15 protein-coding genes are annotated in these 23,384 nt (G+C 63.8%); 10 read left to right on the forward strand and 5 right to left on the reverse strand.

What is annotated here, in order from left to right:
* Positions 1–87: 87 nt before the first annotated feature.
* The 3 genes from M3B90_RS08895 to M3B90_RS08905 are packed head-to-tail and all read right to left on the reverse strand — an operon-like array spanning position 88 to position 3,229.
* Positions 88–1,026, reverse strand: coding sequence for a carbohydrate ABC transporter permease (locus M3B90_RS08895; protein ID WP_396122513.1), 939 nt, complete (start codon positions 1,024–1,026; stop codon positions 88–90).
* Positions 1,023–1,907, reverse strand: a complete 885-nt coding sequence (locus M3B90_RS08900; protein ID WP_259889954.1) for a carbohydrate ABC transporter permease — start codon at positions 1,905–1,907, stop codon at positions 1,023–1,025. The genes M3B90_RS08895 and M3B90_RS08900 overlap by 4 nt, the downstream gene beginning before the upstream one ends.
* Positions 1,904–3,229, reverse strand: coding sequence for an ABC transporter substrate-binding protein (locus M3B90_RS08905; RefSeq protein WP_259889958.1), 1,326 nt, complete (start codon positions 3,227–3,229; stop codon positions 1,904–1,906). The genes M3B90_RS08900 and M3B90_RS08905 overlap by 4 nt, the downstream gene beginning before the upstream one ends.
* 237 nt (positions 3,230–3,466) lie before the next feature.
* Between M3B90_RS08905 and M3B90_RS08910 the strand changes: the two genes are divergently transcribed.
* On the forward strand, positions 3,467–4,315 hold the full coding sequence (locus M3B90_RS08910) for an MBL fold metallo-hydrolase (RefSeq protein WP_259889960.1): 849 nt from the start codon (positions 3,467–3,469) through the stop codon (positions 4,313–4,315).
* 618 nt (positions 4,316–4,933) lie between these two features.
* Positions 4,934–6,691, forward strand: coding sequence for a pyruvate dehydrogenase (locus M3B90_RS08915; protein WP_259889961.1), 1,758 nt, complete (start codon positions 4,934–4,936; stop codon positions 6,689–6,691).
* A 59-nt stretch (positions 6,692–6,750) separates the two neighbouring features.
* Here M3B90_RS08915 and M3B90_RS08920 read toward each other — a convergent pair whose 3' ends face one another.
* Complete coding sequence (locus tag M3B90_RS08920; protein ID WP_259889962.1) at positions 6,751–7,509, reverse strand: IclR family transcriptional regulator; 759 nt, start codon at positions 7,507–7,509, stop codon at positions 6,751–6,753.
* A 72-nt stretch (positions 7,510–7,581) separates the two neighbouring features.
* On the opposite strand from M3B90_RS08920, the gene M3B90_RS08925 reads away from it, so the two are divergent.
* The 8 genes from M3B90_RS08925 (at position 7,582) to M3B90_RS08960 (ending at position 17,296) form a co-directional block, all read left to right on the forward strand.
* Positions 7,582–8,619, forward strand: a complete 1,038-nt coding sequence (locus M3B90_RS08925) for an arginase family protein (protein ID WP_396122514.1) — start codon at positions 7,582–7,584, stop codon at positions 8,617–8,619.
* A gap of 44 nt (positions 8,620–8,663) precedes the next feature.
* Entirely contained in the window at positions 8,664–10,130 is a 1,467-nt protein-coding gene (locus M3B90_RS08930; protein ID WP_259889964.1) for a cytosine permease, read from the forward strand.
* The gene (locus tag M3B90_RS08935) at positions 10,127–10,744 is read left to right on the forward strand and encodes a cysteine hydrolase family protein (RefSeq protein ID WP_259889965.1); all 618 of its coding nucleotides are present in this window, start codon (positions 10,127–10,129) and stop codon (positions 10,742–10,744) included. The genes M3B90_RS08930 and M3B90_RS08935 overlap by 4 nt, the downstream gene beginning before the upstream one ends.
* Before the next feature lie 93 nt (positions 10,745–10,837).
* On the forward strand, positions 10,838–12,823 hold the full coding sequence (locus M3B90_RS08940) for a choice-of-anchor M domain-containing protein (protein WP_259889967.1): 1,986 nt from the start codon (positions 10,838–10,840) through the stop codon (positions 12,821–12,823).
* The gene (locus tag M3B90_RS08945) at positions 12,820–14,430 is read left to right on the forward strand and encodes an anchored repeat ABC transporter, substrate-binding protein (RefSeq protein WP_259889969.1); all 1,611 of its coding nucleotides are present in this window, start codon (positions 12,820–12,822) and stop codon (positions 14,428–14,430) included. Before M3B90_RS08940 ends, M3B90_RS08945 begins: the two co-directional genes overlap by 4 nt.
* 30 nt (positions 14,431–14,460) lie before the next feature.
* Positions 14,461–15,588: a choice-of-anchor M domain-containing protein gene (locus M3B90_RS08950; RefSeq protein ID WP_259889970.1), complete on the forward strand. Its 1,128-nt coding sequence runs from the start codon at positions 14,461–14,463 to the stop codon at positions 15,586–15,588.
* The gene (locus M3B90_RS08955) at positions 15,585–16,394 is read left to right on the forward strand and encodes an anchored repeat-type ABC transporter ATP-binding subunit (protein WP_259889971.1); all 810 of its coding nucleotides are present in this window, start codon (positions 15,585–15,587) and stop codon (positions 16,392–16,394) included. The genes M3B90_RS08950 and M3B90_RS08955 overlap by 4 nt, the downstream gene beginning before the upstream one ends.
* Positions 16,394–17,296, forward strand: coding sequence for an anchored repeat-type ABC transporter permease subunit (locus M3B90_RS08960; protein WP_259889973.1), 903 nt, complete (start codon positions 16,394–16,396; stop codon positions 17,294–17,296). Before M3B90_RS08955 ends, M3B90_RS08960 begins: the two co-directional genes overlap by 1 nt.
* A gap of 454 nt (positions 17,297–17,750) precedes the next feature.
* Here the strand turns inward: M3B90_RS08960 and M3B90_RS08965 are convergent, their stop codons facing one another.
* Positions 17,751–23,219 (reverse strand): G5 domain-containing protein, encoded by a 5,469-nt coding sequence (locus M3B90_RS08965; RefSeq protein WP_259889974.1) that lies wholly within the window; start codon positions 23,217–23,219, stop codon positions 17,751–17,753.
* Between the last annotated feature and the right edge of the window lie 165 nt (positions 23,220–23,384).

Below are 23,384 nucleotides of genomic sequence, written 5' to 3' on the forward strand. Positions count from 1 at the left end.
CGGTGAGCGCCGTGCCAAAGACGGAAACCACGCGCGGCGAGCAAGCGTCGGACCCCTACCGACGGCACCCGCCGACGCTCCTTATCCCTACCCCTTAACCGAACCTTCCGTGAGGCCGCCGCGCCAGAAGCGCTGCAGCACGAGAATGAGGATCGCGAGCGGGATCACCGAGAGAAGCGCGCCACCGGTTGTGAGTTGGAAGAACTCCGGAAGGCGATCGGTCTGCGCGCGCCAGTTATCGAGGCCGAGCGTGATCGGATAGAGCTTTTCGTCGGCAAGCATCACGAGAGGCAAGAAGTAGTTGTTCCAAATCGCCACGAATTGGAACAGCAGGATCGTCACGACCGCGGGCGTCAGCTGCGGAAGCGCGAGGCGGTGGAAGAGGCCGATCTCGCTCACGCCGTCGATTCGCCCCGCCTCAAGCATCGAGTCGGGAACGGCCGCGTTCGCGTAGATTGACGCGAGGAACAGGCCGAACGGGCTCACGAGCGAGGGGATGAGCACCGACCAATAGGTGTTCGTGAGGCCCACGCTCGAGAAGAGGAAGAACAGCGGGAGTGCGGTGGCGGTACCGGGAACGAGCACGCCGCCGAGCACAAACGCGTACACGGCCCTGCGGCCCGGGAACCGGTACTTCGCGAGCGCATACCCCGCGGCCACCGCAAAGTAGGTCGCGAGAATTGAACCGATACCGGAGTACAAGAGCGAGTTGAGCGCCCAGCGCGTGAAGATTCCGCCGTTCGCCGTGAACACGGCCTTGATGTTGTCAAAGAGCAGGAACTCTTTGCCGAACCAGAACCCGCTCGTGCCGAACAGGTCATCGGTCGATTTCGTGGCGTTCACGATGACCCAATAGACCGGAACGAGGAAGTAGATCGCAACAATCGCGAGAAGCGCCGTCACGATGATCGTGGTCGCCGGGCTGCGGCCAGCCGAACGCGCACCCGAGCGCTGATCCCGCTCGAGGCGTTCGGCACGCTTCTTCCTCTCGCGTGCGCTCATCTCCGTTGATTTCGTGGCGCTCATCGCTTCCTCTCCGCCCACGAGGAGACCCCGAGGGCAATGGCCGAAAGAACAAAGGCCGAGACCGCGATGATCACGGCTTGCGCTGCCGCCATCCCCACCTCGTTGTACTGGAAGGCGTACGCGTACGCGCTCATATTGGGCGTGTACTCGTTCGTAATGCCCGAGCTCATGGTCATGAGGAGGCGCGGCTCCGCAAAGAGCTGGAGCGTACCGATGATCGAGAAGATGATCGTGAGCATGAGCGCTGGCCTAATGAGCGGCAGCTGGATTGAGGTCACGATCTTGAGTGGCCCCGCGCCATCGATGCGCGCCGCCTCGTACAGCTCACCGGGGATCGCCTTGAGCTGGGCGATGATGATGAGCATGTTGTAGCCCGTGTATGTCCAGGTCACGATATTCGCGATCGACCACAGAACCATATCGGGGCTTAGGAAATCCGCCTGGATGCCCACGAGCTGGAGCACGTCCACAATCGGGCTGAGACCCGGGATGTAAAGGAACGACCACAGGATCGTCGCGATCACGCCCGGGATGCCGTAGGGCAAAAAGAAGGCGCTCCTAAAGAACGCCGGCCACTTCGCCGCGGCACTCTCGAGGAGGAGCGCGAGGACCGTGGCCGCGACAATCATGACCGTCACCTGCACCACGCCGAAGAGAATCATGCGACCGATCGAGGCCACGAAGTTTTGGTTCGCGAGGGCGGCAATGTAGTTATCGAAGCCCGCGAACGAGCTTTCGATTCCGCCTTCGCCGAGGAGGCCGTGGCGTTCAACCTTCGTGAAGCTATAGCCCACGGCCATGATGATCGGCACGACCATCGTGCCAATGAACAGCACCAGGAACGGCGCCATGAGTGCCCAGGGTGCCCATTTTGCCTTCATCGCGCCTCCTCCGCATTGAGGCCCATGCCTTGCATGATCGTCGTAATGTCCTTTTGCGTGACCTCGAGAAGATCCACGAGCGGCTGCCCGCCGTTGATCGCCTTGGTCATGCCGGTTCCCACAACATCCATGAAACGCTGCATGAGCGGCCCCCACGTCCATTCGATGTTTTGCCCCTTGGCCATGGGGGTGATGACGTCCTGGTTGTAGTTTTGGCCGGAAAAGAACTCGGAGGGCTGCGTGCGAGCCTTTCCTATGTAATCTGCCGACGGCGACCAGCCGATACCGCAGTGCTCAATCATCGCGTCGATTCCCTCGGGACTCGTGCACATCCACGTGCAGAATTCGAGGGCTTCGGCCGGATGCTTGCTCGTGGAAAGAATCGCCGCGGAGGAGCCGCCGTGTGCGCTCGAAGCGAAGCCGTCGTCCCAGGTGGGCATGGGCGCCACGGCCCATTTACCCTTAGCGTTCGGGACTGCTTCGATGAGGGCATCGCTCCAGGACCCGGAAATGGTGCTGAGAACCTTGCCCTCGCCCGTTGCCGCCATCCACGGGGTGGAGAAGGCACCGTAGCCGGTGCCCACGAGCTTGTCGGCGAGGATGCCATCCCAAAACTCGGCGACCTTGAGCGATTTCTCGTCGGTCATGTTGACGATCCAGCCGTCGCCTTCGGGCTTAAACCACGTGGCACCGGTCTGCATCGCCCACATGACGAGGAAGGAACCGTCGCTCGGATCGAGCGTAAAAATGGTCTTCCCCGCATCTTTGACCGCACCGGCAACCTCGCGAAAATCGTTCCACGTGGCAGGTGGGGTGAGGCCCAGCTCCCCCTCGAGCACTTCGCGGTTGTAGAAGTTAGCGACGGGGCCCGTATCTTGCGGGACACCCCACACCGAATCGCCCACTTGGGCCTGGGCGAAGGCACCCGGATCGAACTTGTCCTTCTCGATTCCGTAGCGCGAAAGGTCCACGAGGGCACCCGCGAGCGCAAACTCGGGCACGGAGCGAAGCTCGACCTGCGCGATATCGGGGCCGCCGCCCGCGGCAACCGCGGAGAGGATCTTGGCGTAGCCGCCGCTTCCGCCGCCGGGGATCCACGAGGCCTCCACGTGGATTCGGTCTTGGCTCTTGTTGAACACGTCGGCGACCTTCTGGAGGTCTTTGACCCACGCCCAGTAGGTGAGCTTCACACGGTCTTTCGAGGGTGGGATCGTGGCTTCGGCATTGACTGTTCCTGGATTCGGTGGGGCGCAGCTCGCGAGAGCACCCGCGAGGGCGGCGCCACCTCCCGCGAGCGCCGTGCGCCGGGTGATGGGTTTCATGTGACCTCCTCGTCAACCCGCAGCGGTGCGGCGCTTTTTCGCGGCCGGCAACATCGCTGCGGTCTACATCACAGAGATCTCATCATACGTCCGCCATCCACGAATCGCGGTGACCGACTCAGCATCCAACTGGCAGAGATACGGGAAAACACCTGGCTATCACCTTCTACGGGACCTCCGGCACCGTTACCTTGACCCTGGATGGAGGGGCCGATAGGCGGCTGAAACAATGGAGCCATGGCTGAACTGGTGGACATCGCACCCGGAATCCTTGTGCACACCTCGCGAAGGGAAGCACTCAATAGCGTTGTGCTTGCCTCAATAAGCGAGGCGATGCTCGTGGATCCCGGATGGGAGGCGGATGAGCTCGACGACATCGCATCCCAGCTCTCTGAACGCGGCCTCGCGGTCATTTCGGGCTTTGCCACCCACGCCCACCACAATCACGTGCTGTGGCACCCCGCTTTCGGCTCCGCACCGCGCCTCGCCTCGGAAGCGACGGTGCGGCTCGCAGCAGCCGAACGCGACGAGCTCCTCATGCTCGCCACCGCCGACGACTCCTCGCTTGCGTCGAGGCCCGACCTGCGTGATCTTTTCGGCCACCTCTCCCCCACCCCACAGGCGCCAGCCGACTCCCACCACACGTGGCTTCCAAAGGACGCGGCCCCGGACGGCTTCGATCCGCAGCTGTTGACCCACGACGCCCACATCCCGGGCCACACCGCCCTGTGGATTCCCGAACAGCGCATCCTCATCGCGGGCGACATGCTTTCGAGCACCGAGCTCCCCCTGCCCGATCTCGATCACGTCGAGCGCCGCGCGCGCACACTCCAGACGCGAAAAATCGATCCGTTCACCGCCTATCTCGAGGCCCTGACCCTCCTCGAGCCGTATGCGCGTGAGGCGCGTCTCGTGATTCCGGGCCACGGCCCGCTCGGCGCCGATGCTCTCGAGAGGCTTGAGCGGGATCGGGCGTACCTCATGAGCATTCTTGAGGGAGGCGACCCCCTCGACGAGCGGCGCGCGACGCCAGAGATGGAGGCGTGGCACGCGCGGCTCTTGGAGGGGGCTTCGGGGCGCAAGTAATCGTCGGACCCGCACCAACTCCAGGTTGGTGAAAGCCGAATAAGTCCCCGAAATTGGAATTTCCTTCTGATCCCGCTTTACCCCGTGAGGGTTGCGCATAGGGAAGCCCCCGGCTCGTCGAGAGCGACGAAACCGGGGGCCAATCCCTTTACCCTTATCCCTAGGTCGCGAGGCCCCATCCCCACGGGGCCGTGCGCGATGCCTTAAGCGAACTACGTGTTCCTTGGAAAACCCGGGGCGTGCGCTCACGATTGACTGCATTTCCTGCATTTTCCCTCAAACCACGAGAAAAAGACCTGGTCATAGACTTCACTAACACAACAAACGCCATCCAGGTCACATGAGATTTTTTCCGAATGCTCGCGGCACGGCACATGGGGCCAAGAAACACGCCGGCTGCGGCTGGTAACGGGGCGGCGAGTTCCGACGCCCGCCACCCCTGAAGCTACTAACTTCATCAATATGTGCAACGGCTCACGCGAATAACGTGACCTCGGAAACCTCAAGCTGCAATGGACCAAAGTCCCGCATACGATTAAAGGGTCACAGACTCAACGCTGGCTGTTCCGGCGTTTTCGCCGTCAGCCAATTGACCATCCGCGAAAGGGATGAAATTCCATGGCGAAAAAGTCACTCGCCCAGCACATCGTCAATCAACTCGTCGCCATGGGTGTCGAGCGCGTTTACGGCGTTGTTGGCGACTCTCTCAACCCCATCGTGGATGCCGTGCGCACAACCAAGGGCATCGAATGGATCCATGTGCGTAATGAAGAGGCCGCAGCCTTCGCGGCTGGCGCTGAGGCTCGCGTGACCGGCAAGCTCGGCGTGTGCGCCGGCTCGTGCGGCCCGGGCAACACCCACCTCGTGCAGGGCCTCTACGATGCCCACCGCGATGCGGTTCCGGTTCTTGCGATCGCCTCGCACATCCCGAGCGAAAAGATCGGTACGGGCTTCTTCCAGGAGACCCACCCCGAGCTCCTTTTTAACGAGTGCTCGGCTTTCTGCGAAATGGTCAATTCGGGCAATCACGGCGCGCAGATGCTACACAATGCCGCGCAGACCGCCCTCGCGAGAAAGGATGTTTCGGTTCTCGTGATCCCGGGCGATATTGCCGAACAGGAGGTCACGATCGAGGCGACTCGCACGCTCACCACGACATTCGGGGCCATCCAGCCGCAGGCTCCGGTCGTCGAAGAGCTCGCGAAGCTCGCGAACTCGGCTAAAAAAGTCACGCTCTTTGCCGGTGCCGGCATCGAAGGTGCACGCGCGGAGGTTCTCGAACTTGCCGACACCCTCAAGTCCCCGATCGGCCACGCCTTTGGCGGCAAGGAGTTCATCCAGTACAACAACCCGTTCGACGTGGGCATGAGCGGCCTGCTCGGCTACGGCGCCGCCTACGAGGCCACTCACGAGTGTGACCTGCTGATCCTGCTCGGCACGGACTTCCCGTACTCGGAGTTTCTCCCGCGCGAGGGTAAGCCGAAGGTCGTGCAGATCGATGCGGACGGCTCGCGTCTCGGCCGCCGCGTGCCCCTCGATCTGGGCGTGCACGGCGATGTCGCCCTCACGATTCGCGCGCTCCTTCCGCAGCTCAAGCAGAAGAAGAACCGTTCGTTCCTCAACTCGATGCTGCGCAAGCAGGAGAAGGAACTCACGCACGTCGTGAACTCGTACACAAAGCGGGCTTCGCGTCTCAAGCCGATTCACCCCGAGTACGTCGCGAGCCTCCTCGATGAGTTCGCGGACGACGACGCGGTGTTCACCGTCGATACCGGTATGTGCAACGTGTGGGCTGCCCGTTACATCGAGCCGAATGGCAAGCGCCGCATCTTCGGCTCGTTCCGCCACGGCACGATGGCGAACGCCCTCCCCCAGGCCATTGGCGCGTCTGCGGCGCAGCCGAAACGCCAGGTTATTTCGATGAGCGGCGATGGTGGCCTCGGCATGCTCATGGGTGAACTGCTCACGGTGCGCCTCCACTCGCTCAACACGAAGATCGTCGTGTTCAACAACTCGAGCCTCGGCATGGTGAAGCTCGAGATGCTCGTGGCGGGCCTTCCCGACTTCGAAACCGACCACGACTCGGTGAACTTCGCGAAGATTGCCGAAGGTGCGGGGATTCCCTCGATCCGCATCGAGAACCCGAAGAGCTTGCGCAAGGACCTCAAGAAGGCGCTCGCTGCCCCCGGGCCGATGCTCATTGACATCGTGACCGACCCGGATGCCCTCGCAATGCCGCCGAAGATCACGCTCGAGCAGATGACCGGCTTCGCAACGGCCGGCGGCAAGATCGTGCTTGAGGGTGGCGTTGGCAAGATGGTGGATCTTGCGAAGTCGAATGTGCGCAACATTCCGCGACCGGGGGCGTTCTTCTAGGAGCACCCGCGGGCCTGCCCGCTTAGGGCACACCCTTCACACGCAAAAGGCGGTCTCCTTTAGGAGATCGCCTTTTGCAATTGGTCTGCCGCGATGCGCACGGATTCGAGCATCTCGAGGTCGCGCAAGGAGTCGCTCCCCTGCCACGTGACGGCAACAGCGGCGACGGGCCACTTGGCACCGTCGAAAACGGGCAGCGCAACGGAACGGTGGCCGTCGAGAACTTCGCCATCTTCCACGGCGTATCCGCGAGCGCGCGTATCGCGAGCATCGGCGAGCGCACGGGCAACGGGGAAAGCGGGGCCAACGTCGGCGCCGAGGTGCGGCTCGAGCACCGTTTCGCCCGTGAACACGGCCGCGAGCTGCTTGCCGGGAAGGGCACTCAAAATGGCGCGGCCTGAGGCGGTGAGGTGCGCGGGCACGCGCACGCCCACATCGGTGGGGTACGAGGCGGGCTTGTTGAGGCGCGCTTCAACGACGTAGAGAACGTGGCGGCCCTGGAGCACCGCGACGTGGGAGATTTCGCCAACGCGGTCGGTGAGGCGTTCGGTGACGCGCTTGCCGAGCCGCGCGAGCGGAGCCTGGCGTGTATAGCCGAAGCTCAGCTCGTAGGCGGAGGGGCCGAGGCCGTAGGCGTGGAGGTCGGGATAATGCAGCACGAAGCCCTGGTCGAGGAGTTCGGCGAGGATGTCGTAGGTGCTCGAGCGGGGAATGTCGAGTTCGCTCGCGATGCGCGAGGCGGCGATGGGCCTCGAGCGCTGCGCGAGGTAGGTGAGGATCCTCAACGTTGAGGCGGCTGCGGGTACTTTCGACGGCATGGGAAACACCCTAACCGCTACGACTGAGGCGCGCCTACACGAGCGCAGCCTGCCCCTCCCATAATGGTGACCATGAGTACGCACAATGACACGAATCCGTGGCACGGCCGAGTTGACGGAGAGGGCGCCGCGCACGCGCGCTGGCATCAGCGCGTTTCGCTCGTGAGTGAGGAACATCCTCCCGAGGGCCCGCACGTGGCTCTCGCGGGCTTCGCTTCGCACGAGGGAGTGCGCCGCAACCACGGACGCGTGGGCGCTGCAGAGGCGCCCGAGGCGCTCCGGCAGGCTCTTGCGGGCATGGCGCTTCACGGCCCGCTCGGCACGGGCGAGGTGGCCCTCGCGGATTGGGGCGATGTGACGACCGTTGGCGAGGCGCTCGAGGGAGCGCAAGCGGACATGGGGCATCTGACGGCCCGCGCGCTCGGCACCGAGGGCAATCGCCTCACGCTCGTGCTCGGCGGCGGTCACGAAACCGCGTGGGCGAGTTACCTGGGGCTTCGCGAGCACCTGGGGGCGCGCGGGAGCGCGGGAGCCGGCTCGGTTGGCACCACGGGCACCGCGGGCGAGGGGTCCGACGCTTGCGAGCCTCCCTCGTGGGGCGTTCTCAACCTTGACGCCCACTTCGATCTTCGCAGTGCGCCCACGCCCACGAGCGGAACGCCGTTCTTGCAAATGGCGGAGGCGGAAAAGGCCGAGGGGCGCGACCTGAACTACGCGGTGCTCGGGATCGCGGAGCCGGGCAACACGCGCACGCTTTTCGACACGGCCGATGCGCTCGGCGTTCAGTACCGCACGGATCTCGAGTGCCTCGAGATGGGAGCCGCGGGCGTCGCGCGCTTTGTGGAGACCTTCGCCTCGAGCGTAGATGTTCTTTACCTGACGATCGATCTCGATGTTCTCCCCGCCCACACGGCGCCGGGGGTCTCGGCGCCGGCGGCGCTCGGCGTGGATCTGCCGATCATCGTGGCGGCGGTGCGGGCCGCGGCGGCGTCGGAAAAGCTTGCCCTCATGGATGTGGTCGAGCTGAACCCGCGTTTCGACATTGATGGCCGCACAGCAAAGTCCGCGGCGCGCCTCGTGGACGAGGCTGCGCATATGCTCGCTCGCTGACTAGGATATTTTTCATCCCTATCCTCTCGCGAATGGAGCCTTCCATGAGCACCCAGTCCACCCCCGAAAACGCCGCTTCGAGCCCAGGCCTCATCGAGCACCAGGGCATCGAGATCGTTACCGAAAGCGAACGCACGGCGAAGCCAAGCGACCTGTTCTGGCCGTGGTTCGCCGCGAATATCTCGGTGTTCGGCATGAGCTACGGCAGCTACATCCTCGATTTCGGCGTGAGCTTCTGGCAGGCAACCCTCGTCACGCTCATCGGCATCCCGATCTCGTTCCTCTTGTGCGGCCTTATCGCGATCGCCGGTAAACGCGGAAGCGCCCCCACGATGGTGCTCTCGCGCGCGGCCTTCGGCGTGCACGGGCAAAAGGTTCCCGGCATCGTCTCGTGGCTCACCTCGATCGGGTGGGAAACGTTCCTTTCGATCATGGCTGTTCTCGCGACGGCCACGGTCTTCGCGCGCCTTGGTCTCCCGAGCGGAACACCGGTGCTCATCGCCGCAACGATCGCGGTCGCGGCCCTCATTGTCGTCGCGAGCGTGCTCGGCTACCACACAATCATGAAGCTACAGTCGGTTCTCACGTGGATTACTGGCGCCATCACGATCCTGTACGTGATCCTCACGTTCTCCCACATTGATTTCAACGCGGTTCTCGCCGTTCCGAACGGTACGCCTCAGCAAGTGATCGGTGCGCTCGTCATGGTCATGACGGGCTTCGGTCTCGGCTGGATCAACATCGCTGCGGACTGGTCGCGCTACCAAAAGCGCGAAACCTCTGACGGCGCAATTATCTGGTGGAACACGTTCGGCGGGGCTATAGCCCCGGTGCTCCTCGTATTCTTCGGCGTGCTCCTCGTGGCCTCGGATCCGGCGCTGAGCGACGACATCGCGAACGATCCGATCGGCACGCTCGCCTCGATCCTCCCGATCTGGGTGCTCATCCCGTTCTGGCTCACCGCTGTCCTCGCGCTCGTGTCGGGGGCCGTGCTCGGCATCTACTCCTCGGGCCTCACGCTGCTCAGCCTGGGCATTGATATCCCGCGCCCCGCCGCGGCAGCGATCGACGGCCTCATCCTCACGGCGGGCACCATTTACGTCGTGTTCTTCGCGCACGACTTCCTCGGCCCGTTCCAAAGCTTCCTCATCACGCTCGGTGTTCCGCTCGCGGCATGGGCGGGCATTCTTATCGCCGATATCCTCACGCGCCGCGTGGATTACGACGAGCAGGCATTGTTCGATGCACACGGCCGCTACGGCTCGGTCGATTGGATCTCGATCCTCACACTCATCGTGTGCGCCGTGCTCGGCTGGGGGCTCGTGGTCAACAGCTTCGCGGAAGCGGCGGCATGGAACAACTGGCAGGGCTACCTCCTTGGCCCGCTCGGTGGGCGCAATGGCGACTGGGCGGACGCGAACCTCGGGGTGTTGCTCGCGCTCGTGCTCGGCTTCCTCGTGACGCTCGTGTTGCGCCGCGGCACGATCCGCCGGCAGGAGTTAGGCCAGTGAGCACTCTTCCGACGCCCGATGGGCCCACCTCGTCCGCGCCTTTTCGCGAAAGCGCGAGCGAGGACCCTTCGAAGGCGTGGCTCCTCGTGATCGATCCGCAGGTGATTTTTGCCGAGCAGCCGTCGGAATGGGCCTCCCCCATGTGGGAGGCGGCGTGGGCGAATATCGCGCGGCTTGCGGAGGCGTTCGAGGGGCGCGTGATCCTCACGCGCTGGATTCCGACGGCTGATCGCGCAACGTCGTGGGGGGAGTATTTCGAGGCGTGGCCCTTCGCGGACGTGCCCGCGAGCGATCCTCTCTATGAGCTCACCCCTGGGGCGGCGGCTCTCGAGGCCGCCCACGTCATTGACGAGCCGACGTTCGGCAAGTGGGGCGCGCAGCTTAGGGCCATCACGGACGAGAGCCCACGCCTCGTGGTCACGGGGGTCTCGACCGATTGCTGCGTAATCTCGACCGTGCTTCCCGCGGCGGATTCGGGCGCGTGGGTCACGCTCGTGAGCGATGCGTGCGCGGGCTCTGACCAGGGCAATCATGAGCGCGCGCTCGCAATCATGGAGCTTTTTACGCCTCAGGTTCGCCTCGCGACAACAAGCGAGGTCCTTTCCCTGGGTTGACGGAACCGAACACCCTGTGTTGTTAATGATAGCGACTCTCATTAACAACAGTTGCCTGCGGTGTGCCGCCGGGTGACATAGAAAGGTGTTCCCTTGGTCCAGACAACCACGGCACCGGCGCGCCCACGCGCTGCGCTGCGCGCGCTCCTCGCGGCGCTCGCGTCCCTCGCCGTCATCCTCATTCCTCTAGGCTCGGCGCACGCCGCCGAGCGCCTCGTGATCGATCAGGGTCACGTCGACGCCTTCAACGTTGAAGCCAACGGCGATGCCCTCACGCTCAACCTCAAGGAAGACGTCACCGGTTCCCATGTGAGCCACAAGCCCGAAGAGGTCGAGCTTCACGTGAAGTCGGCGGCGCTCAAGGACATTCCCAAGGGCTTTCCCGGCGCACCCAAGGCGTATGTTCTGCCTATGACTCAGGACTCGAAGCTCCTCTGGCCGGGCTGGGACACGCAGGGGGCAAAGGGTGCCGACTTTGATCCGTCGATCAAGCTCAAGTTCGACAAGGTCGAGGGCCCCGGCAAGATCCACCTCTTTGGCCAGGACCTCGGCGGGATCGAGCCCCTTCTCGAGAACGGCAGCATGGACCTCACGTCAGGTTCCGTACTCGACCAAGCTGACTTCTCCCACGTCCATGCCAACTGGGTCTTCACGAAGCCCGGCGTGTACACGATAACCCTCCACGCCGAGGGCGCGAAGGGCGGCAAGACCGTCTCCTCGGACAAGGCGACCTACACCTTCACCGTGGGCGATGAGTTCCGCGGTAAGGCCGACGCCAAAGCTGAAAAGCCTGCACCGGCTCCTGCCCCGGCACCGGCTCCTGCCCCCAAACCGGAGGACTCGACGACACCGGAGAAGCCGTCGGACACCGAACCCACCGCGGCAGCGCCTGCACCGAAGGACTCCACCGAGCCTGCCGCGCCCGCAAATCCCGTACCCGCGGATAAGCCGAAGCCTGACACTTCCGCACCGAAGGCCAAGGCGCCGGAAAAGCCCGCCGCACCCGCGCCGAAGGCGAAGCCTAAGGCTAAGGCGAAGGCTGCGGCACCGGCTACAGAGGCCAAGACCAAGCCCGCTGCTCCCGCGGCACCGGCCGAGCCCGCCAAGGAAGAACCGAAGGCTCCCGTGTGCACCGCGACCGAGGTCGTGCGCGACGCAACGCCAGACGAGATTAAAGCCGCAACCACCGAGTCGAAGGGCAAGGTCGGCGGTTCCTACACGATTCCCGCGAACACGCACGTGCACCCCAACTGGGTGTTCTCGAAGCCCGGCACCTACAAGCTGACGATCCGCCAGAGCGCGAAGGGCAAGGACGGCAAGACCTATTCCGACACCGCGACGCTCACGTTCAACGTGGGTAGCAGCTCGGGCGCCACGAGCGGCCACTTCGACTTCGGCTCACGTTTCGAGAACGGCAAGCTCATCTCGTCGATCAAGGACGACCGGAAGTCACCTGCGCAGTGGGTCGATCCTTCCTCGATCTCCTTCGGCCTCGGCAACGCTGCGAAGCACAAGGTCCCGGGCGGGCTCGAGTTCATTGCCCCTGCCGGTTCCAACGTGTGGATGATCGGCTCCACTCAGGACCCGGGCGTTCCGTGGGTCGGTGCGAACTCGATGCACCCCTCGATCATCGAAAATACGACCGGCGAGATCACGCAGACCCTCGTCTCGGCGAGCGGCCCCGGCAACGTCGGCGTGTTCACGTCGGGCAACTTCGGCCAGCTCGTAGGCCAGAAGTGGTACTCGGCGACCGCCGGCTCGGGCTCGAACGTCAAGGCTGCCAAGGACCGTAAGAGCGCGAAGATCGGCCAGATCTTCAAGGATGGCAAGGGCTACAAGGTCGTCGACCTCAAGGGTAAGACCGAAGACGGCGCCGACTGTGCCCTCACCGCCGACCAGATCGTCGCCGCGGGCGGCTCGCCCGAATACGCCGAATCGGCCACGGGCGCGGCTCCCACGGGCGGTTCCGCCTCCGGCCTCCCCCGCACGGGTGCCGAGGTGACGGGCCTTATTGGCACTGCTCTCGCACTCCTCGTGGCAGGCGCTGGCACCGCGCTCGCAAGGCGCCGCTTCCAGTGACCTCCACCCCTGAACTGCGGCGGCGCTCTGTGCTCCTGGGCGCCGCCGCCTGCTCTCTCGGCGCGATCATTCTGCCTGGTCGCACCGCGCGCTCGAGCGAGGATCCGCGCCCGCGCGTTGTCGCCACCACGGGGATCCTCGCGGATCTCGCACGGAACGTCGCGGGGCCCGATGCGCTTGTCACCTCCCTCATCCCCGAGGGCGGTGATCCGCACTCGTTCGAGCCGCTCCCCCGCAACGTCCGCGACATCGCCTACGCCGACCTCGCTCTCTCGAACTACCTCATGCTCGAGGAGCAGGCACTCATTCGCACGATCGACGCGAACCTCCCCGCTGGCTCGACGCACCTCGCACTCGCCGAAGAGGCCTCGACGCGCGGAGCGACGATCATCCCGCTCGTAGAGAACCGCTCGCTCGACACGGTGTGGCTCGGGCTTCGCGTCGCGGGCCGTGAGCGCGGCTCTGGCCGCCTCACGCAAGTGCGCCTCGCACTCGTCTCGTGCGAAGGTCCGGGTGACCTGCACGGTTACGTGACCGGAACGTTCGGGGAGCCCCAGCGCGTCTTTGATTCGTCCGACGGCGCCTCCGCTCGCACCGATGCCATCGACCTCCCGATGGATGCCCACACACACATGAGCTGGGCCTTCACTAAGGCGGGCGTGTATCGCGCGCGGTTCAGGGCAACGTGGAGCGGCGGCTCCCTCGGCGCCGAGTCCTCGGCAGAGGGTGACATGTGGATCTGCGTGGGCGTCTCCCCCGAGGAAGCTGCGAAGAAGGGTGCGGAAGCGTCTCTCGCGAAGCGCCAGGTGATTTCCGCGGGTCACGCCGATATCACGGTCAACGTACCTTCGGCTTCGCTCGCAATGCGCATCGACGACCCCGAAGCCGAGGGCGGAACTCGCGATATCGCGCTTTCGGACATGGTCATTCATGTGCCCCCAAAAGCGCTCCTTCCCGTGCCCGCCGATCCCGCGTTCCGCTTCATCGCACGCGGCGGCACTGACGTGTACCAGCTTCCGCAAGCAGTTCTCGGCAAGCACGTGCACGGAGAAATCGACCCGCACCTGTGGCAAGACGTCACGAACGCCCAGGCCTACGTCGAGGTCATTCGCGATCACCTGTGCGGGCTCGACCCGAATCACGCGGGCGACTACCGCGCGCGAGCCGCGGCCTACGTGCGCGAGCTCGACGACGTCGATTCCTACGTGCAGCGCTCCGTCGATTCGATCCCCGAGGCGGGCCGAGAGCTCGTCACGACCCACGACGCCTACGGATACCTCGCGAACCGCTACGGGCTTCGCATTGCCGCGGTCGTCTCGCCGTCGCCGGGCCAAGAGCCCTCGATCGCGGACCGTCGCCGCCTGGCGGCGACCCTGCGCGACCTCGCGCCGAAGGCCGTGTTCCTTGAAGCGACGGCGGGGCCGGTCTCGACGAGCCTCGTCGACGCAGCACGCATGGAACGCATTCGCGTCCAGCCGATCTGGGGCGACTCCTTCACGCGCGAGGTTAACACCTACGCCGCGATGATGAGAGCCAACGCCGATTCCCTCGCACGCGGGCTCGGCGGAAAACCCCTGGGCAATGGCGACCGGCAAGCGTCGGAATAGAAAACCCACCCAGAGACGAAAGATGAACTCATGACTTCCCACTTTTCCTCCCCCCTTTCGCGACGCAGCTTTGCCGCGATCGGTGCCGGTGCCCTCGGCGCCTTCGTGTGCGCCCCTGCCCTCGCCGCGCCCGCGCGCGCCATTCCTCTCGAGCCGACCGACGGTGCGACCGACGGCTCGGATGACCCGGCGCTCAAGCAGAAGGTGAGCGAGAGCGAACAGATTGTGAAGGATGAGAAGGTCGTGATCGATGCTCACCACGTCGATCTCGGCCCGCGCCTCATCGACGGTGAGTGGATCTTCGCCGCGCGCGACGACACGGGCGAAAGCCCTAAGTGGCGCATGGTTGAGGACGTGGTTTTCCAGGTTCATGACCAGGGCATTCTCCCCGTTCCCGACGACGAGGCGTACTCGTTCATCAAGGCCGATCCGGGCTCCGAGGTGTACGTCGTTCCGCAGACCGAGGTCTCGGACGTCGTGTGGCTCGGCTGGAACACGCAGGACCCCGCGGTCGTGAAGGCGTGCCCGCGCGGCGTCACGCTGCGCTTTACCAACGTCTCCGGCCCGGGGCATTTCAGCCTGTTCCTTCAGCCGGGCAACTTCGCGCCGCCGCAGCAGCTCGCCGATGGCGACACGCTCGAACAGACACCGGCGGACGTGTTCGTTGACATCAACACCCACACGCACGCGAACTGGGTGTTTACGAAGCCGGGCGTGTACCTCGTCGCGGTCGAGGCCATCGCGGAGGGCGAGGACGGTACGACGTATTCGGCGGGCGGCACGCTGCGCTTCGCCGTGGGTGACGCGACCGCCCCCGATGAAGCTCTCACGGCTTCGGTCCCGTGGGATGAGGGAAAGGGCTCAGCATCTGAGGGCGCGAGCGATGGCGGCGGGTCCGACGCTTCCTCGGCCCCGAGCGACGCTCCCAAGGACGGCAAGTCCGAGCCGTCGAAGGGCGCCGATGATGCGAGGGCGAGCGAGAAGACGAGCTCGAATTCGCTCCCGTGGATCGTGGGCGGCGGCGCCGTCGTTGCCGCGGCAGCCGGCGGTGGCGCGTACGCTCTGAGTAAGAAGAAGAGCGACCGCGCCCAGGCTGAGGCCGAGGCTGAAACGGCGAGTGCGGGCTCTACCCGCGCAGATGAGGGTGGCGCCAAGTGACCGCGGCGCTTACTGCACACACCTCGACCCCCGCGAAAGGGAAGCGGGCAAAGCGCGGGACCGATTCGCCTCTTGTGTGCCGCAACCTCCGCGTGAATCTCGGTGGGCGCACGGTTCTCGACGACATCTCGCTCGATATTGAGGCGGGGAGCATCACGGTGCTTCTCGGCCCGAACGGCGCGGGGAAAACAACCCTCGTGAAAAGCCTGCTCGGGCTGCTTCCGCTCGCTTCAGGACGGATTGAGGCGCGAGGCGAACGCGCGTATGTTCCGCAGCGCAGCGAGATGGAATGGGACTTCCCGGCAACCGCACACGACGTGGTCATGCTCGGTCTGATCCGCAAGCTCAGCAGGTGGCGCTCGCCGAGTAAGGAACACTACAAGGCCGTCGCCCGCGCCCTTTCAAAGGTGCGGATGGATGCGATGAAGGATCGGCCGATCGGCGAAATGTCGGGTGGACAGCGCCAGCGCGTCATGATCGCGCGTGCGCTCGTGCTCGAGCCTTCCGTTCTTGTGCTCGATGAGCCTTTCACGGGCCTCGACATGCCCTCGCAGGAACTGCTGAGCGACCTCTTCGTGTCGCTCGCGCGCGAGGGCTGCGCCGTGGTGATGTCGACCCACGACCTCACCCATGCGCTGCATGTCGCCGATCGCGTGGTGCTGCTCAATCGCCGCGTCATCGCCGACGCTCCGCCCAGCGAGCTCCGCGATCCCGAGCCGTGGCGCGAAACGTTCCGCGTTTCGGAGCATTCGCCGCTTCTCACCCACGTTGCCTCCGCCGTTGAGGCCGAATCGAAAGACCACTGATGCTCACTCCCCTCGACTTCTTCGCCGATCTCACGAATCCGCAGCTCACGTTCTTGCCGAAGGCCCTCGTCGTGTCGATGCTCGCGGCGCTCGTGTGCGCCGTCGTTGGCACGCACGTGGTTCTTCGCGGCATGACCTTTATCGGCGACGCTGTTGCGCACGCGGTATTCCCCGGAATTGCGGTCGCCTTCGTGCTGCAGGGCTCGTTCCTCGTGGGCGGGATCGTCGCGGGTGTCATCACGGCGATCCTTATCGCCGTGTTCGGGAACCACCATCGGCTTCGCAGCGATGCCGTGATCGGCGTGTTCTTCGTGGCGGCGTTTGCGCTCGGGATTGTCGTGATGAGCCGCGCGCCCGGCTACGGCGGCTCCCTTTCGAGCTTCCTTTTCGGTGCGATTACGGGCATCGAGGACTCGGCGCTCGTGACCTCGGCGGTGTTTACCGCGATCGTGCTCGCCCTCCTCGTGATCCTGCACCGCGACCTCGTCGTGGTCGGGATGGATCGCGGCTACGCGGCGGCGCTTGGCCTTCCCGTGATGCTCCTCGATATCGCCCTCTCGGTTCTCGTGACCCTCGCGGTCGTCATGAGCATCCACACGATCGGCAACGTCCTTGTGCTCGCCCTTCTCGTGACGCCCGCGGCTTCGGCGCGCATGCTCACCGATCGGATCGTCCCCATGATGGCGTGCGCGGCGGGAATCGGCATGGGCAGCGCCCTGCTCGGCGTGTACTTCTCGTGGTCGCTCGATCTCCCAACGGGCGGCACGATCGTGCTCGTCGCGACGGCGATCTTCGTGCTGTCGTGGGCGCTGAGCCCCCGCCACGGCGTACTGCGCAACAAACGTCGAGGCCAGCTCGACGACGGCGCGGAGGGCACGGAGCTCGAGGCCGTGGGCGCCTAGAGCGGCTGCTTCATCCCGTCCGGCTACGGCTCCACCCCTCCCACTGCGACTCCACCCCGTCCGGCTGGGGCTCCACCCCGTCCGGCTGGGGCTCCACCCCGTCCGGCTGGGGCTCCACCCCGTCCCACTGCAACCCCGCCTGCCCTCCTCGAGCCTCCCCCCCTCCTCGGGACCCCTCCTCCCGGCCTAGAGATCTATCCCCAGCGTTTGCGGCGCTATCCTCTCGTTTTCCGCCGCAAATGTTGGGTTTAGTTTTTGCGATCGGCGCTGCCTGCCCCGTCGGAGGCAGTGCACCCTGGAGGCCATCGGCTGGTTTCCTCAGTGCGGCCACGGCAGCACGGCCAGCTCCCTCTCGTAGACATACGAATGTGGCGGGGGTTCGGGATTTGTCCCGCTCCCCCGCCACACGTGTGCGAGTCAGCGATGAAGCTTCAGGGCTTCACCGGCTCGGATCTTACTTCTGCGAGTTCGACCTCCGGCGCCATGCCAGTGCGCCTACGCCACCGAGCACGAACAGTGCGGCGAGGCCGGCAGTTGCGGCGATCTCGGCACCAGTTCGCGGCAGAGGCATACCCGGCTTCGACGGCTTGCTCGGGCTGCCGGTCGAACCGCCCTCGTCGCCAGGGGTGCCCCCAGGGTTACTCGGGTTGGACGGAGCCTCAGGCTTGCCCGGATCGGTCGGGTCCTCCGGGTTAGCCGGGTCCTCAGGGTTACCCGGATCCGTCGGATCTTCGGGGTTAGACGGATCCTCAGGCTTGCCGGGGTCCGTCGGATCGACCGGATCGGTCGGGTCCTCAGGCTGACCAGGCTCCTCCGGATCCGAGGGGTCCTCAGGCTTACCTGGATCTGCCGGATCCTCCGGCTTACCCGGATCGCCAGGATCAGTCGGATTCTCAGGATCAGTCGGGTCGTCAGGATCAGTTGTTGGGTCCGTCGGGTCCTCCGGCGTACCCGGATCAGTCGGATCCTCAGGCTGACCAGGCTCCTCCGGATCCGAGGGGTCCTCAGGCTTACCTGGATCTGCCGGATCCTCCGGCTTACCCGGATCGCCAGGATCAGTCGGGTCCTCCGGATCAGTCGGATTCTCCGGGGTTGGCTTGTCACAGTTGCACTTGGTGCCGACGCGGATCTTGCGTGGTTGCGGATCCTTAAGAACCTTCTCGGACACTTCTGGATCGCCTACTGGCTCGCCGTTCTTGAGCTTCCAGGTCTTGGTGATTTCCTTTTCACCGTAGACACCGGCCTGGTCCTCAACGACCTTTCCGACCTCGAGGTTCGGGTCGTATTCGATGATCGTGTCGTACGCAGTGTTCTCTGTGTGCTTGTCCGTCAGCTCAGTCTGGTGCTCCGTGGCAGGACCAACCTCGATGATCTGCTTGACGGGTTCGCGCACGGTCTCCTTGGTTGGTTCACCCTTGGTGACGTTGCCCTTGTCGTCAACTTCCACACCAACCGTGTGCTTCACCTCACCGGGCTTGCCCTCTTGGACAACCTTGGTCTCGCCAGGCTTCAAGCTAGGGTTGACGCGCACCTCGACCTCAAACGGCGTGTTCTCGGTCCACTCAATCTTCGTGGATGCAGGCTTGCCCTTAGTACCGACCTTGACGATCTTCTTGACCGGATCGGTCACACGCTCGGTCTCGGTCTTCGTGTCCGTGACCTCCGAGTTCACGATGGTCTGAGTCGTGGTCACCTTGTCCTTACCCAGCTTGCCTTCCTGGACAGTTTCCTGCTTTCCGGCTTCCAGGTTCTCGTCGAAGATGATCTCAGTCTCGAACGGCACGTCCTTCTCGTACGAGGTGGTGTGAGTGCCTTCAGTCTTGGTGCCGACGCGGATGATCTGCTTGGTCGGTTCCTTGGTGCGCTCAGTCTTCACTTCCGGGTCACCCGAAGGCTTACCATCCACGATCTTCTGAGTCGAGGTCACAACCTCGGTACCAGTCTGACCCTGCTGATCAACCTTCTGTTCGCCTTCCTTGAGGGTGTTGTCGAAGATGATCTCGGTTTCGAACGGAACCGGCTTCTCCACCTTCGTCACCACAGTGGTGTCCTCAGCTGCCGGGCCGTACTCGATGATCTCCTTTACCGGATCCTTCGTCTGCTTCTCCTCAGGGGTGACCGTTGCCTGGTCACCCTTGGCGGTGAAGTCAGCGGTATAGGTCTTCTCGCCAGGCACGCCCTTCTGGACGACCTTGATCTCACCCGGCTTCAACTCCGGATTCGGGCGGGTCTCAACCTCGAACGGAACCTGGGCAGTCCACGTGACCTTCTCGGAGGCCTCCGACGGTTTCGTGCCGACCTTGATGACCTGATCAACAGGTTGCTCGGTGATCTTCTCCTCAATAGTGGGTTCGCCATCCGGCTGGGAGTTCGTCACCTTCTGAGTCACGGTCACCGTCTTCTTACCCGGCTTGCCCTCGGTTACGACCTCGGAGGTGCCAGCTGGCAGGTTCGGGTCAAACTCGACCTTCACACCAAACGGAACCTCAGCCTCGACCGAGTTCTTGACCTCACCGGTGGTCTTAGTTCCCACGCGGATCTTGGCGTTCTTCGGGGCCTTCGTCTGCTCAGTAGTCACCGTAGGCTCGCCGTCCGGCTTGCCGTCCTTGATCTTCTGAGTCGAGGTCACAACCTCGGTGCCAAGCTCGCCCTGCTGATCGACGACCTGCTCACCCTCGGCGAGGGAGTCGTCGAAGACGATCTCGGTCTCGAACGGAACAGGCTTCTCAACCTTGGTCACTACAGAGGTGTCCTCAGCTGCAGGGCCGTACTCGATGATCTCGTTGACTGGATCCTTGGTCTGCTTCTCCTCCGGGGTCACCGTGGCTTCAGTGCCCTTTGCCGCAAAGTCAGCGGTGTAGGTCTTCTCGCCAGGCACGCCATTCTGGACGACCTTAATCTCACCCGGCTTCAACTCCGGGTTCGGGCGGGTAATGACCTCGAACGGAACCTGAGCAGTCCAGGTCACCTTCTCGGACGCCTCGGACGGCTTGGTACCAACGGTGATGACCTCGTCGACAGGCTGCTTGGTGATCTCCTCGGTGATCTGCGGGTCGCCCGGCTTGGAGTTAACGATGTCGCGCTTGATCGTCACCGTCTTCTCACCCGGCACACCCGGCGTGGTCACCTTCGACTCACCAGCAGGCATGTTCGGGTCGTACTTCACGACAACCTTGAACGGTGCCTCAGCCTTGTAGGTTTCGGTGTTCTCACCGGTGGTCTTAGTACCCACACGGATCTTCTCCGTTGTCGGTTCCTTGGTGCGCTCAGTGGTCACGGTCGGGTCGCCAGAGGGTTTACCGTCGACGAGCTTCTGGGTCGAGGTCACCACCTCGGTTCCGAGCTCACCCTTCTGGTCGACGACCTTTTCGCCGGCCGGCAGGTTGGGATCAAACTCGACCTCAGTCTCGAACGGAACCGGCTTCTCTGTCTTGGTCACCAGCTCGCTCGGAGCAAGGCCCGGACCGTACTCAATGATGCGCTTGACCGGCTCCTTGGTGGTCTCTTCCTCGACTACCTCAGCCTTGTCGCCCTTTGCGGTGAACTTGGCGGTGAAGGTCTTCTCACCGTTCTCGCCTTCCTGAACAACCCTGGTTTCACCAGGCTTCAGGTCCGGGTTCTCGCGAACCTCGGTCGGGAACGGGATCGGGACCGTCCACGTCACGTCCTTCGCGCTCTCGGCAGGCTTGGTGCCGACGAGTACGACCTCGTTGACCGGAGCCTTGGTCTGCTTCCAGGAGCCGTCCTTGTTCTGCTGTTCCTCACCAGGCTTACCTTCGGTCTCAACCTTGTACTCGCCGGCAGGAATGGTGTCGTCGTACTTGTACTCGACCTTGAACGGAACTTCGCGCTTCGGTACGTCGACGACGTTCACCACGGCGTAAGCGGTATCCGTAGAGCCGTCCTCGTAGGTAACCGTGACGGGAATTTTAACCTGGGAGCCCGGTTCCGCATCCGCGGGTGCGGTTGCGGTGACCTGGCCATTGTCGTCAACGCTGACAGTCCAGCCGACAGGAACATCGCCCAGCTTGTAGGGGTTTTCCTTCGCAACCTTGACGTTGTCCGGCTTGTCCAGGGTCACGGGCAATGTTGCGGTGTCACCCGGGTAGACCGTTTGTACCGGGTAGGTCGGATCCGCCTCCCAGTTGTTGGAAAGCTTCACCACGGTGGTGACGGGGACCAGCGGGGTAGCACCGTCCGGGGTTGCCACAGTGACGTTGATGGTCTTCTTGTCACCGGGCTTCGCGTCTGCCGGCGGGGTGGAAGATACAACACCGGTGTTCGGGTCGACCGTGTACTTCCAGCCGTCGGTCTCCTGCTCGGTGATCGGCGAGCCATCCTCGTTCTTACCGAAGGAGAACGTCGAACCGTTCGGCGCATCCTGCACCTGGTGGTTCACGGCCTGGTTCGGGCCAGTGGACTCCACTGAGTAGGTTGGAGCCCCATCGCCCTTGAGGACGACGACAGTGCCCTTGACCTCTTGCGGCTTGTCCGCATTGTCGTAATACGCGAGGACCGGGACGTTGAGAATGTAGCCCTCAGGCGCGGTCTTCGGGATGGTCGTGGTGATCTCACCGGTGCTCTCGTCGATCTTGACGTTCCACGTACCACTGTCATCGGTGACCGTCATCTCGGTCTTGCCGTCTTCGAAGGTGTAGCGCTTAGGGGCTTCGTCGGTTGTGTTACCGCTCAGACCGCGCTCGGGGAGCGTGGGCTTCAGGCTCACGCGCGCGTTGGGCTTGTTGGTCACCGTGTCGTAGTCGGGGATCTTGATGTCCACGATGGCCTGGAACTGGACCTCGATCTCATCGGTCGTCTGGTCCGGGTAGGTGGCCTTGACCTTCGGGGTGATGATGGTGCCCGGCGCAACAGTGTCGTCCGCCTTCGCGGTGACCTTGCCGGTCTCATCGACAGTGACGGTCCAGCCAGCGGGAACGGTGGACAGGTCAACCTCGAATTTTGCCGGGTGAACCGGTTTATGCCCCTTCATGATGGACTTGGTGCCGACCTGTGCGGTGAGGTCGTCGCCAATCTTGCCCTTGGTCAGACCCGGGCGAACAAGGTCGGTGACCTGGGTATTGTTCGGGTCGACAACCACGAGGAGTTCCAGCGTGTCCGTAGAGCCGTTGGAGTACTCCACGGTGACGACAGGGCGCGCGAAGGTGCCCGGGCGTGGGTTCTCCGGCGCCGTGACGGTGACGTTGTAGTCATCGTCCATTTCTACAGTCCAGCCCTCGTAGACGTACTTCTCGTCAAGTTCGACCTTGGCCTCGACACCGCCCTTGCCCTTCTTCTTGGCAAGTTCCTTGATCAGGTCCGGGGTCTGAGTGAAGACAACCTTTTGCGGCTCGGTCGCAAGCGGGCCGGCAGCACTATCGACACCCGAAATAATCGAAGCGTCTGTCTTGTCGTACTGCGGGTCGTGGTACTCGGTGTCGTCCAGGGAGAACGCCTTCGAGTCGATGACGTTCGCCGTGTTGTAGCGCGTCAGCGAGTCGGAGCTGTCGAAGGTCTTGCCTACTCCGTCGGTATTGTGGTCCGCGGCACTCTGGAGCTGGTCATCGGTACGCGGCTTCGCCAGAACGGAAAAGTTCACGTTCTTGTCGGTCGCCAGGTCGGTACCGCGGTACTCAGGCCAGGTGAAGTAGATGTCGCCGGTCGCTTCGTCGACTCGCAGGAGCTGCTCACCGCCGGAGACGGACGGGTCGGTGGTGCCGATGAACGTCCCGTTGCCGTCGTAGGCTTCCACGACCATGCGGGACATCGAGTCGTCCGTACCGTCGTTCTGCACGGCAGGAACGTTGATCGTTCCGACCTTGGTTTCCTCACCAGAAACGATCACATGCTTCTCAGATATTTCGGCAGTCTCCCACGAGACCGTGATCGGGTTACATTCGATGGTCTCGCTCGGCCACGGGTTCACAGTAGCGGTGAAAATCGCATTGGATCCCTGGGTCGCGTTCGGACCATAAGGATTGTCCTGCTTGTAGTTGCCCTGCCAGGCGTAACGTACAGGGCTATCGGCAGAGGCCGAAGTGAACTGCTCCCCATTAGTTGGACTGAGAAATCAGTTACCGACTAGTGGGGA

This window comes from Dermabacter sp. p3-SID358 (genome assembly GCF_025147465.1).
GTDB lineage: Bacteria > Actinomycetota > Actinomycetes > Actinomycetales > Dermabacteraceae > Dermabacter.